The sequence below is a fragment of the Micromonospora deserti genome (assembly GCF_003236335.1).
In the GTDB taxonomy this organism is placed as follows: domain Bacteria; phylum Actinomycetota; class Actinomycetes; order Mycobacteriales; family Micromonosporaceae; genus Micromonospora; species Micromonospora deserti.
In genome coordinates this window covers 1-16,276 of record NZ_POUB01000034.1, presented here as the reverse complement: position 1 = coordinate 16,276, position 16,276 = coordinate 1, and the positions used below count along the sequence as shown (strand labels likewise).

The 16,276-nt window shown below is 73.9% G+C and carries 9 protein-coding genes; 2 read left to right on the top strand and 7 right to left on the bottom strand.

Going from position 1 to position 16,276, the window contains the following annotated elements; genetic code table 11:
- Window positions 1–69 precede the first annotated feature (69 nt).
- Window positions 70–1,620, top strand: a complete 1,551-nt coding sequence (locus C1I99_RS08000; RefSeq protein WP_111133571.1) for a GGDEF domain-containing protein — start codon at window positions 70–72, stop codon at window positions 1,618–1,620.
- 149 nt (window positions 1,621–1,769) lie between these two features.
- On the opposite strand, the gene prfA is transcribed toward C1I99_RS08000, so the two are convergent.
- On the bottom strand, window positions 1,770–2,858 hold the full coding sequence (gene prfA, locus C1I99_RS07995) for a peptide chain release factor 1 (RefSeq protein WP_111133570.1): 1,089 nt from the start codon (window positions 2,856–2,858) through the stop codon (window positions 1,770–1,772).
- A 101-nt stretch (window positions 2,859–2,959) separates the two neighbouring features.
- Window positions 2,960–3,184, bottom strand: a complete 225-nt coding sequence (rpmE, locus tag C1I99_RS07990) for a 50S ribosomal protein L31 (RefSeq protein ID WP_111133569.1) — start codon at window positions 3,182–3,184, stop codon at window positions 2,960–2,962.
- Between the two features lie 286 nt (window positions 3,185–3,470).
- On the opposite strand from rpmE, the gene C1I99_RS07985 reads away from it, so the two are divergent.
- Window positions 3,471–4,367, top strand: a complete 897-nt coding sequence (locus C1I99_RS07985; RefSeq protein ID WP_111133568.1) for a phosphatase domain-containing protein — start codon at window positions 3,471–3,473, stop codon at window positions 4,365–4,367.
- Window positions 4,368–4,420: 53 nt separating this feature from the next.
- Here C1I99_RS07985 and C1I99_RS07980 read toward each other — a convergent pair whose 3' ends face one another.
- The 5 genes from C1I99_RS07980 to C1I99_RS07960 all read right to left on the bottom strand — a co-directional run bounded on the left by C1I99_RS07980 (window position 4,421) and on the right by C1I99_RS07960 (window position 16,207).
- The gene (locus C1I99_RS07980; protein ID WP_111133567.1) at window positions 4,421–7,930 is read right to left on the bottom strand and encodes a phosphodiester glycosidase family protein; all 3,510 of its coding nucleotides are present in this window, start codon (window positions 7,928–7,930) and stop codon (window positions 4,421–4,423) included.
- A 287-nt stretch (window positions 7,931–8,217) separates the two neighbouring features.
- The gene (rho, locus tag C1I99_RS07975) at window positions 8,218–10,194 is read right to left on the bottom strand and encodes a transcription termination factor Rho (RefSeq protein WP_111133566.1); all 1,977 of its coding nucleotides are present in this window, start codon (window positions 10,192–10,194) and stop codon (window positions 8,218–8,220) included.
- A 296-nt stretch (window positions 10,195–10,490) separates the two neighbouring features.
- Window positions 10,491–11,444, bottom strand: a complete 954-nt coding sequence (gene thrB, locus C1I99_RS07970; protein WP_111133565.1) for a homoserine kinase — start codon at window positions 11,442–11,444, stop codon at window positions 10,491–10,493.
- Window positions 11,445–11,561: 117 nt separating this feature from the next.
- Window positions 11,562–12,806 carry an MFS transporter gene (locus C1I99_RS07965; protein ID WP_111133589.1) on the bottom strand — a complete coding sequence of 415 codons (1,245 nt, stop codon included), beginning with the start codon at window positions 12,804–12,806 and terminating at the stop codon, window positions 11,562–11,564.
- A 116-nt stretch (window positions 12,807–12,922) separates the two neighbouring features.
- Window positions 12,923–16,207, bottom strand: coding sequence for an efflux RND transporter permease subunit (locus C1I99_RS07960; RefSeq protein ID WP_111133564.1), 3,285 nt, complete (start codon window positions 16,205–16,207; stop codon window positions 12,923–12,925).
- Window positions 16,208–16,276: the final 69 nt, after the last annotated feature.

The window sequence follows — 16,276 nt, the reverse complement described above, 5'->3', positions numbered from 1 at the left end:
AATCATGAAGCGTCGCGGAGCCGCCGTACGAGCGGGTGCGCCTCGATGCACACCGACGGGAGGTTGCGGGTGGGTTGGCTCGACCGGGTCACCGACCAGGTTGACGCCCTGACGCAGGCGCGGGCGTTGCAGGAGTCCAGCCGCTCCGCCGAGGCGTACACGATCCTCGACCGGGTGCTCCGCACCACCGCCGACCCGTACGCCCGCGCCGACGCCCTGGTGCAGCGCCTCTCCGCCCTGATCAATCTCGGTCGCACGGCGGAGTACACCCGGGCCATCGAGGAGGCCACCACCACGGTCCGCGACCTCGCCGAGCCCTACCTGCACGGGCATCTCAACGCGCTGGCGGCGCTCGCCGCGCACCATCAGGGGGCGCTGGACCGCTGCGTCACCCACCTGGTGAAGGCCGCCCGGGCGCTGGGCGCGGTCGAGGATCCCGACCGGGACACCGCCTGGGGTTGGCACGACCTGGCGATGGCCTACTCCTACCTCAGCTTCCACGGGTACGCCCTCGGCGCGATCGAGCGGGCCCGGCAGCTCGGGGTGGCCGCCGGCATCCCGGAGGAGACATTCGCCGCCCCCGGCATCCGGCTGCGCAACGCCGTCGCGCTGGACCACAACGGCGACAGCGACGGCTGCCTTCGGGTGCTGCGCGACGTGGCCGGCGACCTCGACCGGTTCCTGCGCGGCGGGCGGGCCGGGCGGCTGCGGCCGAGCAGCCTGGCCGCGTACGGCTACGCCGCCGCCCGGCGGGCGGCCCTCGGCGACCCGCTGGCGACCGGCACCGACGCCGCCCCCGCCCGACTGCTCGGCCACGGCGGGGACAGCGCGCGGGCGCGGGACATGCGCGAACTCGGCCACGTCTGCCTGGCCGTGGCCGAGGGGCGACCGATCGAGGCGGTCAGCCGGCTGGAGACGGTGCGGGTCTCCACCGAGACGCTGGGCGCGGCCGAGCCGGCCCGGCTGCGCAGCATCGCCCTGGCCCGCTCCGGAGACCACGCCGCGGCGCACCGGGCCGACCGGCTGGCCTTCCGGCTCGCCGCCCAACGCAACGACCGGCTCCGGGACGTCTACATCGACGGCATCGCGGCCAGGATCGACCACGAGGAGATGCGGCGGGAAGCGGCCCGGTACGAGGGCGAGGCGCTGACCGACCCGTTGACCGGGCTGCCGAACCGGCGCCGGCTGGAGCGCTACATCGCCACGGTGGTCGCCCGGGGCGAGCGCGTCGTGATCGGCGTCTGCGACCTGGACGGCTTCAAGGCGGTCAACACCCGGCACGGGCACCACTCCGGCGACCTGGTGCTCCAGCGCATCGCCGGGGTGATCAACCGGGTGATGCGCCGCGGCGACTTCGTGGCCCGCTACGGCGGCGACGAATTCGTGGTGGTGCTGCCCGGCGCCGGGATGACCGAGGCGACCGAGGTGGCCCGCCGCATCGACGCCGCGGTGCGCACCGAGGACTGGGAGTCCCTGGTGCCGGGCACCCCGGTCGGCGTCAGCATCGGCTTCGCCGAGGTGAGCGCCACCGGCACCGGCCTGCGCGAGGCCCTCGGCGCCGCCTTCGAGGCCGCCGACCGCGAGATGCTCGCCGCCAAGTCCCGCCCCCGCGCCTCCTGACACCCCGAAGCGCGCCCCCAGACACACCGCCCGGCCAGGCACCGCCCTAGGGCGCGCCGGCCGAGGGCGCACTTCCCGGAATGTGGCCTTGGCGGGCGAAATGGCCGCACGTCCGGGACAGTGCGAGGGCCGGGCGCGGGGTGGGTGGGTCAGCGGCGGGTGAGTTCGGGGTCGCCGGCCAGGCGGGCGGCGCGGTCGGCCTCGGCGAGGGCATCGAGGACGCCGTCCAGCTCGCCGGCGAGGGCCAGATCAAGGTTGTACGCGGTGTAGCCGATCCGGTGGTCGGTGATCCGGTTCTGCGGGAAGTTGTAGGTGCGGATCCGCTCTGACCGGTCCACGGTGCGCACCTGGGCCTTGCGGGCGTCCGAGGCGGCCGCGTCGGCCTGCTCCTGGGCCGCCGCCAGCAGCCGGGCGCGCAGAATCCGCATCGCCTGCTCCCGGTTCTGCAGCTGGGACTTCTCGTTCTGGCAGGAGACCACGATCCCGGTCGGTACGTGGGTGATCCGCACCGCCGAGTCGGTGGTGTTCACCGACTGCCCGCCCGGCCCCGACGAGCGAAACACGTCGATGCGCAGGTCGTTCGGGTCGACCGTGACGTCGACCTCCTCGGCCTCCGGCAGCACCAGCACACCGGCGGCGCTGGTGTGGATGCGGCCCTGCGACTCGGTGACCGGGACGCGCTGCACCCGGTGCACGCCCCCCTCCCACTTCATCCGCGACCAGACGCCGTTGCCGCCCTCCGGCACGCCCCTGGCCTTGATCGCCAGCGACACGTCCTTCACTCCGCCCAGGTCGGAGTCCTGGGCGTCGATGACCTCGGTGAGCCAGCCGCGCCGCTCGGCGTACCGGGTGTACATGCGCAGCAGGTCGGCGGCGAAGAGCGCCGACTCCTCACCGCCCTCACCAGCCTTGATCTCGACGATGACGTCCTTGGCGTCGTGCGGGTCACGGGGGATCAGCAGCTCCGCGAGACGCTCCTCCAGCCCCGGCAGGGACGCCGCGATCGACTCCGCCTCGGCGGCGAAGGTCGGATCCTCGGCGGCCAGCTCGCGGGCGGCGGCCAGGTCGGCCCGGGCCTGCTCCAGCTCCGCGGCCGCCTTGTGCAGCGGCACCAGCTCGGCGTAACGGCGGCCGACCCGCCGGGCGGTGCCCTGGTCGGCGTGGATGGCCGGGTCGGCCAGCTGCTTCTCCAACTCGGCGTACTCGTCGAGGAGGGCGGTCAGGCGCTCGCTGCTCATGCGGGGACTGCTCCTTCGACGACGGGGCGGAAAGCCCGGGGGGGGAATACGGACGGCGCCCGCGTCCGGCACGAAACCGGGCGCGGGCGCCGAGCGAGAAGTTACTTGCCCTTCTTGGCCTGAACCTTGGCGTACTTCTGCTGGAACTTCGCGACCCGGCCGGCGGTGTCCAGGACGCGCTGCTTGCCGGTGTAGAACGGGTGGCAGGCGCTGCAGGTCTCGACGTGGATCGAGCCGCCCTTGGCGGTGCTGCGGGTCGTGAAGGTGTTGCCGCAGGAGCAGCTGACCTCGGTGGTCACGTACTCCGGGTGGATGGTGGGCTTCATGTCGCCTCGGTCCTTTCGTCGGTGGTCGCCGGGTCGCCGTCGATGCCCGTCGCGCCGTGCGACAGACTCGGGCGTGAACCGGAACCGGTGGCCGATTGACCAGTGTGCCACGGGCTCGCGCCGGCCCGGCACGCGGGCCGCACGGCTGGTCCGGCATCGACAACGTCCGCCTCCCGTCCCGCATTCCCGGCGCGCCGCAGGGCATTCACCCGGGGCGGCCGCCGCCCGGCCGTACCCCGCCCGGGGCACCCCCGGGTGGTCCGAGACGGACGACACGGAGGATGTGATGGCCCGCCTGATCGCCACCCGGGGACTGCCGGCCTCCGGCAAGACCACCTTCGCCCGCGCGCTGCAACCGTCCGTGGTCCGGGTCAACCGCGACGACCTGCGCCGGATGCTGCACGGCGAGCGACTGTTCACGCAGCGGGCGGAGTGGCAGGTCACCCTGGTCCAGCGGGCCCAGGTCGAGGCGCTGCTGCGGGCCGGCGCGGACGTCTGCGTCGACGACACCAACCTGCGCTCCCGGACGCTGCGTGACCTGGCCGACCTGGCCGCCCGGTTCGGCGCCGAGTTCGAGGTGCACGACTTCACCGACGTGCCGTTGGAGGAGTGCCTGCGCCGCGACGCCGCCCGGGCGGAGGCCGACCGGGTCGGCGAGGCCGCGATCCGCCGGCTGCACGAGCGCTACCTGGTCGGCCGGAACCAGCCGTTGCCGGTGCCGCAGGCCCGGACCGGCCACCCGGCCGCCGTGCACCCCCCGTCGACCGAGCCACCGGAGATCGTCCTGGTGGACATCGACGGGACGGTCGCGCTGAACGTCTCCCGCAGCCCGTACGACATGACCCGGGTCGGTGAGGACGAGCCGAACACGGCGGTGATCGCGGCGGTCCGGGCGATGCACGCGGCCGGGTACGGGGTGATTTTCTGCTCCGGCCGGGACGCCTCGGCCCGCGCCACGACCGAGGCGTGGCTCGCCCGGCACGTACGCGTGCCGTACCTGGCCCTGCACCTGCGGGCCGTCGGCGACTCGCGGAAGGACGTGGTGGTCAAGCGGGAGATCTACGAGCGCGAGATCGAGGACCGGTACCGGGTGGCCGGTGTCTTCGACGACCGCCAGCAGGTGGTGCGGATGTGGCGGGAGCTGGGCCTGACCGTCTTCCAGGTCGCCGAGGGCGACTTCTGAGCCCCGACGGGCTCCCCGCGCTCTCGCGGGGAGCCCGTCGGCCCGGCGCGGCGTCAGGCGGCGGGCGCCTCCGCCGCCGTCGCCGCGGTCAGGGTGAGGGTGGCCTCGGCGCGGGCGCCGTTGACCTCGACGGCCAGCTTCACCTGCGCGCCCGCGCGCAGGGCGGTGAACTGACCGGTGGCCGGGTCGAACCGGGCCACATGCCACGGTTTCAGGCCGGCCGCGGCGCCGATGTGCAGGTTGGGCGAGGCGGACCAGTCCGCGCTCACCGGCGCCGCGACCGGCACCGTGCGGCCCTCGGGCTGGGTCACCGTGGCAATGACCGTCGCCGGGGCGCCGACCGCGACGCTGGCCGGGGCGGCCAGGGCGAGCCGGTCGACGTGCGGGTGGAACTCGGCGGCGACCCAGCGGGGGCCCTCGGCGAGCGGGTTCCGCCGGGCCCGGTCCGCCTCGGCCGGGCTCACCGGGTCCACCCCGAACTCCGTCCAGCCGGTGAAGCCGCCCTGGTCGGCCGGGGTGGACGGGCCCTTGCCGGCGTTGCCGTTGATCACGTACGGCACGCCGTCGACCCGGTCGGCGTGGAAGGTGCCGACGTGCCCGCCGACGAACATCGCCCCCTTGCCGGTGCGGTGCTGGAAGTCGGCGAGCCACTGCTCCAGCAGCGCCGCCTCCTTCCGGTCGCCGAGCTGGCTGGCCTTGGCCGGGGTGGGGTCGCGCGGCGGGTGGTGGTGCAGGACGACCAGCGAACCGACGGCGGGGTCCCCGGCGGCCGAGTCCAGCGCCTCGCGCAGCATCCGCACCTGGTCGAAGCCACCGCCGCGCAGCGAACCGGTCGACGAGTTCAGCGTCACGAACCGGGTGCCCTTGTGGTCGAAGACCCGCTCGGTGTCGCCGAAGACGGCCCGGAAGTTGGCGATCGGAGCGCCCATGATCTCGTGGTTGCCCGGCACGTAGTAGTAGGGCAGCTCGTCGCCCAACTCCTCGTCCAGCACCCGCTTCGCCAGCGCGAAGTCGGCCGGGTACGCGGTGTCCACGAAGTCACCGTTGATCACCAGGAAGTCCGGCTTCGCCGCCTTGACCTCGCGCAGCGTCCGGCGGGCCTGGGCGACCAGGTCACTGTCCGGGTGGGCGGCGACGAACTGCGCGTCGGACAGCACCGCGAAGCGCCAGGGCGCCCCGTCCACCGTGCCGTCGCGCAGCACCACCCGGTCGGTACGTGGCGCCTCGGCCGGCACGTCGACCGTGGGCGGCACCTTGGCCACCAGGTCGTCGATGATCACCTCGCTCCGGTACTGCGCGGCGGCGTTGGTCTCGGCCACGTAGAACCGGCGGATGCGCACCGGGTACTGCACCCCGGCGGGCACGGTGAACTCGACGTACCGCCAGCCGGTCCAGGTGACGTACGGCCCGCGCAACACGTGCTGGGTGTTCTGCGCGTCGTGCAGGTGCAGGCTGGGCCACTCGCCGGTGCCGTTGCCGTGGATCCACATCCCGAACGCCTGCGGCTGGCCGCCCACCTCGATCCAGGCCGGCGGGTTGGCGTACGCGGCCCGGGTGCCGGTGGACTGGCTGAAGTCGTACGTCATCCGCAGGCCGGTGCCGGTGCGGCCCGGTGCCGGGGCGACGGCGCCGCCGGCCCGCGCCTGGCTGAACTTCCAGGCCGCGGCATCGTCGAAGGTGGCCACCGGCACGTCGGTGAGGCCGACGGTGACCGGCACCCTGGTGCTGCTCCGTCCGACCTGGACGGTGATCAGCGCCGAGCCGGTGTCGCGCAGTGCGGTGACCGAGAGGTTGCCGTCGCCGGTCGGGGTGACCCTGAGCAGCTCACGGTCATACGCCAGAGTCAGGTCGGCCGGCTCGATCGGGGCGGTGTTGCCCTCCGCGTCGTAGCCGACCACGCCGAAGAGCGCGCTGCCGTCGGCGCCGGTCAGCCCGACCCGGTCCACGGTGGAGTCGATCCGGGCCAGCGGCCCGAGCACGGTCAAATCGAGGGTGCCGCGGGCCTCGTCCCGCCAGGCGGTGACGGTGGTCCGGCCGGGCGCGCCGGCGCGGAAGACGCCGGAGCGGTCGACCGTGCCGTGCACCGCCGGGTTGGCCCGCCACCGCGGCGCGCCGGCCGCCGGGCCGTACGTCTCGTCGTGGCCGGCGGCGGTGAGCCGGCGGGTCAGTCCGGGGAAGACCCGGTCCGGCCGGCCGCCGCGCACCGGGGAGACGCCCGGCGCGGTGGTCGGGTCGCTGGCGGTCTCCAGCCAGTACCCGGTGAGCCGGCCGCTGCCCGGCGGCGCGTAGAGGGCCAGGCCGTTGGGCACGGCGCGCTCGGCACCGTCCGACGGGCTGTTCTCGACCTGCACGTTGGCCGCGCCCGGCTCGCGGGCGAGCAGCGTGGAGGAGCCGCCGCCGTCGAGGTTGAGCGCGTGATGGGCGCCGAGTTCGGCCATCATCCGGCCCATCTCGGTCTGGGTGACGCCGCGGCTGTCGACCTGCCGGCCGTCCACGGTGAGCATGATCATGCGACGGCCGTCGGCAGAGAAGCCCACCGCGGTGCGCGGCGCGAGGGTCGGGTCGGCGATGCTCTGCACCACGCCATCGCGGACCAGCACGTTCCCGCCGCCGACCGCCGCGCGCAGGGTGCTGCCGTCGGCCGGCTTGGGCTGGTAGGCGACTGTCACCGCGTCGCCGGGGCGGAGCCCGGCGAGGGCGTCGGCCCCGGCGTCGCGGCCGAGCAGGATGGTGGTGCCGGCCGGGATCGGCCCGCTGCCGGCGATCGTGGTCACGCCCGCCACGCGGCCGTCGACCACCGCGACCTCGGTGACCCGACCGGCGCCCGCGACCGCACGCTCCCGGGTGTACGCCCCCCAGAGCGCGGTGAAGACGCCGATGCCGTTGGCCTGGACCATGTTGTTGAACTGGGTCAGCGTGACCGGGCCGGTGGGCAGGGTGGCGGTGCCGTCGAAGTTCACCTCGATGACGCGGCCGAGGCCCTCGGTGGTGATGGCGGCGGCGTTGCGGTGGCCGCCGACCGCGGACTGGACCAGCTTGCCGCCCTGGATGCCGACGCCCTGCGCGGCGCCGGAGTTGTTGATGTCGAAGAAGTCGCCGTTGACCGCGGCGACGGCGCGGGAGCGGTCCACGGCACCGCGCAGCGGCTCGGCCCTGCTGACCACGCCGGAGTTGACGTAGTCGACGGTGACGCCGCCGGCCAGGTCGGCGGTGAGCGCGTCGGCGCGCAGCCAGCCGTCGGCGTCGTACCGGTCGAACGAGGTGAGGTCGAGGCCCGGGGCGACCGGCCGGGTGGTCTTCGTGGTCTCCAGACCGCCGGCCGGTTCCACGCCGGTCGTGGTCGCGGCCGTGGCGGTGCTGCTGGCCGGGTCGCCGGAAAGGGTCACCGAGTTGGCGGTACGAGAGGACGCGCGAGGCGCGTCCTCCGCCGCGGTGGGGGACAGGTTGGTGGCCGGCGGGGCCAGTAGGGCGCCGGCGGTCGCCGGACCGGCACCGGCGATGGTGAGCAGTGGCGTCAACAGCAGGACGCCGGCGAGCCGGGAGGATCGTCTGCGGGTACGCATGGACGACAGTCAACCGGACGGTGAATAGAAGTTTCAATACCTGTCAACCAAAGCGAAGGAAAACTCCACACCACCTCGACGCTGCGCCCACCGGGTGCCGTGACGGACAGTCACGTCAGCAACCGCCTCCCCCTCGCCCCCGCGTCCCTCTGCCCGCAGCCGCCTACCCACGCTGACGCAGCGTGCCATCGTCACCTCGCCGGTGCGGCCGGCCGACGAGGAACCGGAGACGCGAGAAGGGGCACGGCCGAGTGGCCGTGCCCCTTCTCATCGGTCTCCCCCGGGGGTCACTCCCCCGGCGTCGACTTGGCGATCTGCATCAGGAACTCGATGTTGGTCCGGGTCTGCTTGAGCCGGTCCAGCAGGAGGTCCAGCGCCGCCTGCGAGTCCAGCGAGTGCAGGACCTTGCGGAGCTTGTGGATGATAGCCAGCTCCTCCGGCGCGAGCAGGATCTCCTCCTTGCGCGTGCCGGACGGGTGGATGTCGATGGCCGGGAAGGTCCGCTTGTCGGCGATCTTCCGGTCCAGCTTCAGCTCCGCGTTGCCGGTGCCCTTGAACTCCTCGAAGATGACCGTGTCAGCCATGGACCCGGTCTCCACCAGCGCGGTGGCGAGGATGGTCAGCGAGCCGCCGTTCTCGATGTTGCGGGCCGCGCCCAGGAACCGCTTCGGCGGGTAGAGCGCGGTGGAGTCGATACCACCCGACATGATCCGGCCGCTGGCCGGCGCCGCCAGGTTGTACGACCGACCGAGCCGGGTGACCGAGTCGAGCAGCACGACCACGTCGTGCCCCAGCTCGACCAGGCGCTTCGCCCGCTCGATCGCCAGCTCGGCAACCGTGGTGTGGTCCTGCGGCGGCCGGTCGAACGTGGCCGCGATGACCTCACCCTTCACCGACCGCTGCATGTCGGTGACCTCTTCGGGGCGTTCGTCCACCAGCACCACCATCAGGTGGCACTCCGGGTTGTTGTGGGTGATCGCGTTCGCGATCGCCTGCAGCACCATCGTCTTACCGGCCTTCGGCGGCGAGACGATCAGTGCCCGCTGGCCCTTGCCGATCGGCATGACCAGGTCGATCACCCGGGTGGTGAGGATGTGCGGCTCGGTCTCCAGCCGCAGCCGCTCCTGCGGGTAGAGCGGCGTGAGCTTGTAGAACTCCGGCCGGCGCTTGGCCTCCTCCGGCTCCATCCCGTTGATGGTGTCCAGCCGCACCAGCGGGTTGTACTTGTCCCGCCGCTGCTCGCCGTCCCGGGCGGCCCGCACGGCGCCGGTGATGGCGTCACCGCGGCGCAGGCCGTACTTCTTGATCTGGGACATCGAGACGTAGACGTCGTTCGGGCCGGCCAGGTAGCCGGTCGTCCGGACGAAGGCGTAGTTGTCGAGCACGTCGATGATGCCGGCCACCGGGACGAGCACGTCGTCCTCGCTGACCTGCGGCTCACGCCCGCCGTCGCCGCCCTCAGCCCGCTCACCGCGGCCACGCCGGCGGTCCCGGAACCGGCTGCGCCGGCCGCGCCGGCCGCCGCCCTCGCCGTCCTCGTCGCCATCGTTGTCGCGCTCGGCGCGCTGGCCGCGGTCGCCCCGCTCGTTGCGGTCGCCCCGCTCGCCACGCTCGTTGCGGTCGCCCCGCTCGTTGCGGTCGCCCCGCTCGGCCCGCTCGCCGCGCTCGTTGCGGTCGCCCCGCTCGGGGCGCTCACCCCGCTCGACGCGCTCACCCCGCTCGGGGCGCTCGCCGCGCTCGGCCCGCTCGGTGCGGTCGCCGCCGCGCTCGGCCCGCTCGCGACCGCCGCGGCCCTCACGCTCGGCCCGCTCGCCGGTCTCGGCGGTGGCCTCCTCGGCCCGCGCCTCGGCGGCGGCGGCCCGGCTGCGCCGGCTCCGGCCACGACCCTCGGCCTCGACAGGCGCCGGCTCCGCCGAGGCCGCCTGCTCCGCGGGCCGCCGCTCGGCCTCCGGCCGCTCGCCGGTCTCCCGGACCTCAGCGTGGACCTCTTCACGGGCGGGAGCGGTCGCAGCCGCGACCTCGGCCCGCGGTCGAGGGGTCCCGGCGCCGCCGCCGCCCTGCCGCTCGGAGATCGCGCTGATCAGCTCGCCCTTACGCATGCGAGCCGTCCCGGAGATGCCGAGCGACGCGGCCAGGCTCTGCAGCTCCGGCAGCAGCATCGCCGACAGCCCGGTACCGCTGCGCCGACGGCGGGTGGGGGCGGCGGTGGTGGCATCGCCAGCGACGTTGGAAACATCCGACGTCACGTCGGTGGTGTCGCTCAATGGATTCCTTCCCTCGATAGGCCGGGACTGCCCGGAGTCGACAAGCAAGGTGGCCGGGCGGCCTCGGTGCACCCGCCTCGCATGGACGCGTCGCGGGAGTCTGTGACACAGCAGCCGGTCGGTTTCCCGACTCACCAACGTCGGTGAGCAGGTCTCGCCGTCTGCGGCGACCTGTGAAGACTGCGGTGCGGCGTGGGCCTAAGCAGGGGTGACGGGCTTACCGCCGAAAGCTTCGGGGGTGCGCCGCCCCGCAGGAAGATCGCATGCTTCGCGGCTGTGCTAAGTCTAGAGCGTAATCAACTCTTCCGACCTGCGGCAACAGGGTCCCGCTCCGCGTGTCCGAGTCTACCCCGGGTGACCCGTGCGCCGTGTACGTCTGTAGCCAACTGCCAGACCTGCCAGTCTGTTCCCGGTTCGAAGCCCTCCGGCAGCTCCATCAGGGCCAACACCGTCGGACCCGCCCCACTGACCACAGCCGCCACATCCGCCGCACGCAGCGCACTGACCAGGGCCGCGGTGCCGGGCATCCCGGGGGCGCGGTAGTCCTGGTGCAGCCGGTCGACGGTGGCCGGCAGCAGCAGCGCCGGGTCGGTGGTCAGCGCGTGCACCAGCAGGGCGGCCCGGCCGGCGGTGAACGCGGCGTCGGCGTGCGGCACCGTCGCCGGTAACGCGGCCCGCGCAGTCGCGGTCAGGCCCCGCTCCTCGGGCACGAAGACCGTCGGCCGTACGCCGTCGGCGACCGGCAGCGACACCGCCCGCGCGCCGGCGGGCTCCGTCCAGGCCAGGGTGAACCCGCCGAGCAGGCAGGGCGCCACATTGTCGGGGTGGCCCTCGATCTCGGCGGCGAGGCGGAGCGCGCCGGCGTCGTCGAGGCGCTGCTCCCCCTCGTTCACCAGGGCGCGGGCGAGCAGGACGCCGGCGACGATCGCGGCCGACGAGGAGCCCAGCCCGCGCGCCTGCGGGATGCGGTTGACGCACTCCACCGCCAGCCCCGGCGGCTGGCCGCCGAGCGCGTCGAAGGCGGCCCGCATGGCGCGGACGACCAGGTGCCGGTCGTCGGCCGGCAGCTCCCCGGCGCCCTGGCCGGTCACGGTCACCGTGACACCGGGCGACGTCACCTCGGCGGCCACGTCGTCGTGCAACGCCAGGGCGAGCCCCAGGGCGTCGAACCCCGGCCCCAGGTTGGCACTGGTGGCGGGGACCCGGACCCGCACCGGGCCGGAGGTGAATGTCGTCGGCACGCCGCTCATGCTAGGGCGCGACCCCGACATCGCGGCCCACCGCCCGACCGCTGAGACGCCGGCAGCGGCGCGACCCACGGACCGCGCTGCCGGCGGCACCGGCCCGGCGGCCGCCGCGGCGAGCCGCTACCGCGCCGGGCTCGGCTCCGGCTCGGCGACCGGATCGGTGAGCGAGAGCCGGCGGGTGGCGATCCGCCAGCCGACCGCGTAGACCAGCGTCACCAGGCCGCAGCCGGCCAGCACCACCCGCTCGTCGACGATGTCGACGACGGACGCCACCACCAGCTGACTCACCGAGATGGCCAGGGTCGCCAGCATCATGTCGGTGGCGAAGACCCGGCCGCGCAGCCGGTCCGGCACCTCACCCTGCAGCGCGAAGTTCGACATCACCCAGTTGCTGCCGCCCGCGAAGTGGGCGACGAAGACCAGCACCAGCACCAGCGGGAACCACCGGGCCGCCGAGGTGCCGAGGTAGGCCAGGCCGTATAACGACATCGACAGCGCCAGCCCGGGCAGCAGCCAGGCCCGGTTGCCCAGCACCCGGCGCATCAGGATCGGGCCGACCAGCGCGCCGGCCCCGCGTACCGCGAAGAGCAGCCCGGCACCGACCGGACCGGCCCCGTACACCCCGGCGAGCAGCGGGAAGACCGTCAGCACGCCGTTGCCGAGCCCGACCGCCGACTTCACGGTCACCAGCGCCAGCACCCGCGGCCGGTGGCCGATGTAGCCCAGCGCCTCGCGGACCGCCGCCCAGGTCTGCTGGGCGGGCCGGTCGCCGTCCCGGGGGGCCTGCAACGGCCGGCGGATGAGCGCGGCCAGGCCGGCCGCGAGCGCCAGGCCCACCGCAGCGACCCAAAAACAGGCGTACGGGCCGACGGCGGCGCTGAGCACCCCGCCGAGCGACGCCCCGACGATCGTCATCGTGCCCCAGGCCGAGCCGGCTACCGCGTTGCCGGCCGCCAACTCCTCGGGGTCGAGTACGTTGGGCAGGGCGGCCTGCGCCGCCGGGGAGTAGAACGCCTTAGCGACGGCCACCACGCCGATCCCGAGCATCGCCAGCCAGGCGGTGCCGGCGCTGCGCACGCCGAGCAGCAGCAGCACGCCGAGCAGCGCGGCGACGTTCGCTGTGATCATGACCTTCCGGCGGTCGAACCGGTCCGCCACCGTCCCGGTGTACGGCAGCAGCAGCGCCACGATGCCGGTGTCCACGGCCAGCACCAGGGCTCCCCACACCCCGCTGCCGGTGAGCGCCGGCAGCAGCACCAGCAGCGGCACCATCACGAACCAGTCGGCGCCGAACACCACCAGCTCGGCCAGGAAGAGGTTGCGGAAGTTCCGGTTGCGGGTCAGGACCGAGAGGGTGGACGGCACGGAGGGGACCATACCCGCCCGGCGAAGGCCGCTCCGTCGCCGCGCGGACAGCGGAACGCCCCCGCCGGTCGTGACCCGGCGGGGGCGTTCCTGGGCGTCGCGGTCGGTGCCGGTGACTACTCGCCGGGCGGCAGTGGCGAGGTGCGGGTCTTCGGCAGCCGCAGCACCTCGAACTGGTCGGTGCCATCCAGCAGGGCGGCCGACGGCGCCGGGCGGCGGGCCGGCTCACCCGTCCCGACGGCCGGGACGGCCCCGGCGCGCGCCGTGGGCGGTGCCGCGCCGGTCGTGGTGTCCGGGGCGGATCCGTCCGGCCCGGCCGGGGTGGACCGGTCGGAGCGCCGCCACTGCCCGCGGGCCCGCAGCCACTCCTTGGTGTGCTCCACCATCACGTAGAGCGTCGGCACCAGGACCAGGGTCAGCAGCGTCGAGCTGAGCAGACCACCGATCACGACGATCGCCAGCGGCCTGGAGATGAAGCCGCCCTCCCCGGTGAGGCCGAGCGCCATCGGCAGCAGCGCGAAGATGGTGGCGACCGCGGTCATCAGGATCGGGCGCAGCCGCCGCCGGCCGCCCTCGACCACCGCCTCACGCACCCCCATCCCCCGGGCCCGGTACTGGTTGATCAGATCGAGCAGCACGATCGCGTTGGTCACCACGATGCCGACCAGCATGAGCACGCCGATCAGCGCCGGCACGCCCAGCGGGGTCCCGGTGGCCAGCAGCAGCCCGATCGCGCCGGTCGCCGCGAACGGGATGGAGATCAGCAGGATCAGCGCCTGGGTCAGGCTGCGGAACGTGGCCACCATGATCAGGAACACGATCGCGATGGCGGCCAGCACGGCCAGACCCAGGTCGGCGAAGGCCGCCTTCTGGTCGGCGCTGACCCCGCCGATCGCGAACGTCGCCCCCGGCACGTCGATGCCGTCCAGCTTCCGCCGCAGCTCCTGGCTGATCGCGCCGAGGTCGGAGCCGGTGGCCGTACCGGTCACCGAAACGCTGCGCTCGCCGTCGATCCGGGTCACCTGCTGCGGCCCCTCAGACTGCGTGATGTCGGCGACGTCGTCGAGCCTCAGCGGCCCGACCGGCAGGGTACGCAGCTGCTCCACCGAGACCGGTGTCGCTGCCGCGAAGCGCAGCACCACGTCCCGCTGCGCGCCGTCGAGCGTCACCTGGCCCAGCGGGGCGCCGCGGAACGCCTGCGCCACCAGCTGGCCGATGCCCGCCTCGGTGAACCCGGCCCGGGCGGCGGCGATCCGGTCGACCGTGACGTCGACCCGGGGCACCCGCGCCGCGAGGCTGGTCGAGACGTCCTCCACGCCCTCCAGGCCAACCATCGCCGCCCGTACCTCCTCGGCAGCGCGGGCCAGCGCCGCCGGGTCCGCGGCCCGGACGACCACCTCCAGCTGGTTGGCGGACGCGCCCCCCTGCCCGACGCCGAAGCTGATCTCGCCGATCCCGGCGCCGAGCGCGTCGAACTCCTCGCGGAGAACCCCGCGCATCTCCTTTGCGTCGGTGTCGCCGCCGAGCGCCACCGACCAGGTGGCGACGTTGTTGCCCCCACCGCCGGCCCACGGGTTGCCCCCGGTGCCGGCGGTGACCTGGTACGTCTCGATGCCGGCGATACCCGCCAGCACCGCCTCGACCTGGCGGGCCGCCGCATCGGTGCCGGCCAGCCCGGTGCCCGCCGGCAGTTCCTGGGTGATGTTCAGGGTGTCCTGGCCGGAGTCGTCCAGGAAGTTGGTCTCCAGCTGGCGGGAGAGGCCAAACGTGCCGAACAGCACGAGCACACCGAGCCCGAGCGTGATCCAGCGGGTGGCCCACCGGCGGGTGGCAAACTCGATCACCGGCAGGTACGCCCGCTGCAGGGGGCTGCGCAGCTCCTTCTCCTCGGCCGCCCGGCGCACGGCGGCGTCGTCGGCCGTTCCGCCGGACGGCTTGAGGAACGAGTAGGCCAGCACCGGGATGACCGTGAGCGAGACCAGCAGCGAGGCGAGCAGGGCCACCGTGACGGTGATCGCGAACGGCGCGAAGAGCTGCCCGACGGAGCCGCCGACCAGCGCGATCGGCGCGAAGACGGCGACCGTGGTCAGGGTGGACGCGGTGACCGCGCCGGCCACCTCGCGGACCGCGGCGAGGATGGCGTCCCGCTTCGGCTCGCCGTACTCCAGATGTCGTTTGATGTTCTCCAGCACGACGATCGAGTCGTCCACCACCCGACCCACCGCGATGGTCAACGCACCGAGGGTGAGCAGGTTGAGCGAGTGGTCGCCGATCCAGAGCGCGATCAGCGCGACCACCACCGACAGCGGGATGGAGACCGCGGTGACCACGGTGGAGCGTACGGAGAGCAGGAAGACCAGGATGACCACGACCGCCATGACCAGGCCCAGCAGACCCTCGGTGGTCAGGCTCTCGATCGATTTCTCGACGAACGGCGCCTGGTCGAAGACCACGGTCAGCTCGACGCCGGAGGCGTCGCGCAGCTCGGCGAGCCGGTCCCGGATCTCGTGGGAGATCTCGACAGCGTTGCCGTCCGGGGTCGCGGTGACCGCGATGCCGAGGCTGTCGCGGCCGTTGGTCCGGCTGAGCGCGGTGGCCGGGGCGAGCTGCTGCTCGACGGTGGCCACGTCACCGAGGCGGACCGGGGCGGCCTTTCCCGCCGCCGGGGCGACGATGACGCCGCGCAGGTCGTCCAGGCTGGCCAGCGGGGTGCCCACCTGCACCGGGAGCGCCCGCGCGCCGTCGACCACCGCGCCGGCGGGCACGGTCACCCCGTTGGTCTTCAGCGCGGCGCCGATGGCGGTCGGCTGGAGCTTGGCCGCGGCCAGCTTCGCCGGGTCCGGGGTGACCACCACGACGTCGTCCCGGGTGCCGGTCACGTCGACCGAGCGGACCCCCTCGATCGCCGCCAGCTCCGGCACCACCGTGTCGCGCAGCTTCTCGGCGAGGACGCGCTGGTCGTCGCCACCGGACGCGGCCAGCACCACCGCCGGCAGGTCGTCGGTGCTGCCGGCGACGACCTGCGGGTCGACGCCCTCCGGCAGCTGCGCGTCGATCCGGCTCAGCGCGGTCTGCATCTTGTTGACCACGTCGTCCAGGTCGGTGCCGAACTCGTACTGCACCTGGACGGTCGTCGACCCCTCCCGCGACGTGGAGGTGATCTTCTTCAGCCCGGTGATGCCCTGGAGGCTGTTCTCGATCGGCTCGGTGACCTGCGACTCGACGATCTCCGGCCCGGCGCCGGGGTACGCGGCCACGATGAACGCGGCGGGCAACTCCAGCGACGGCAACAGTTGCTGCTTGAGCGACGGCACGGCGAACGCTCCGAACGCCGTGGTCACCACCGCGATGAGGGCGACCAGCCCTCGGTTGGCGAGGCTGAATCTGGCGAGCAGCGACATCGGCTCGGCTCACTCCTGGAGGAAGGGATGTCTGCGGGGCACGCAGAGTCTCCCCCACCCGATCACCCC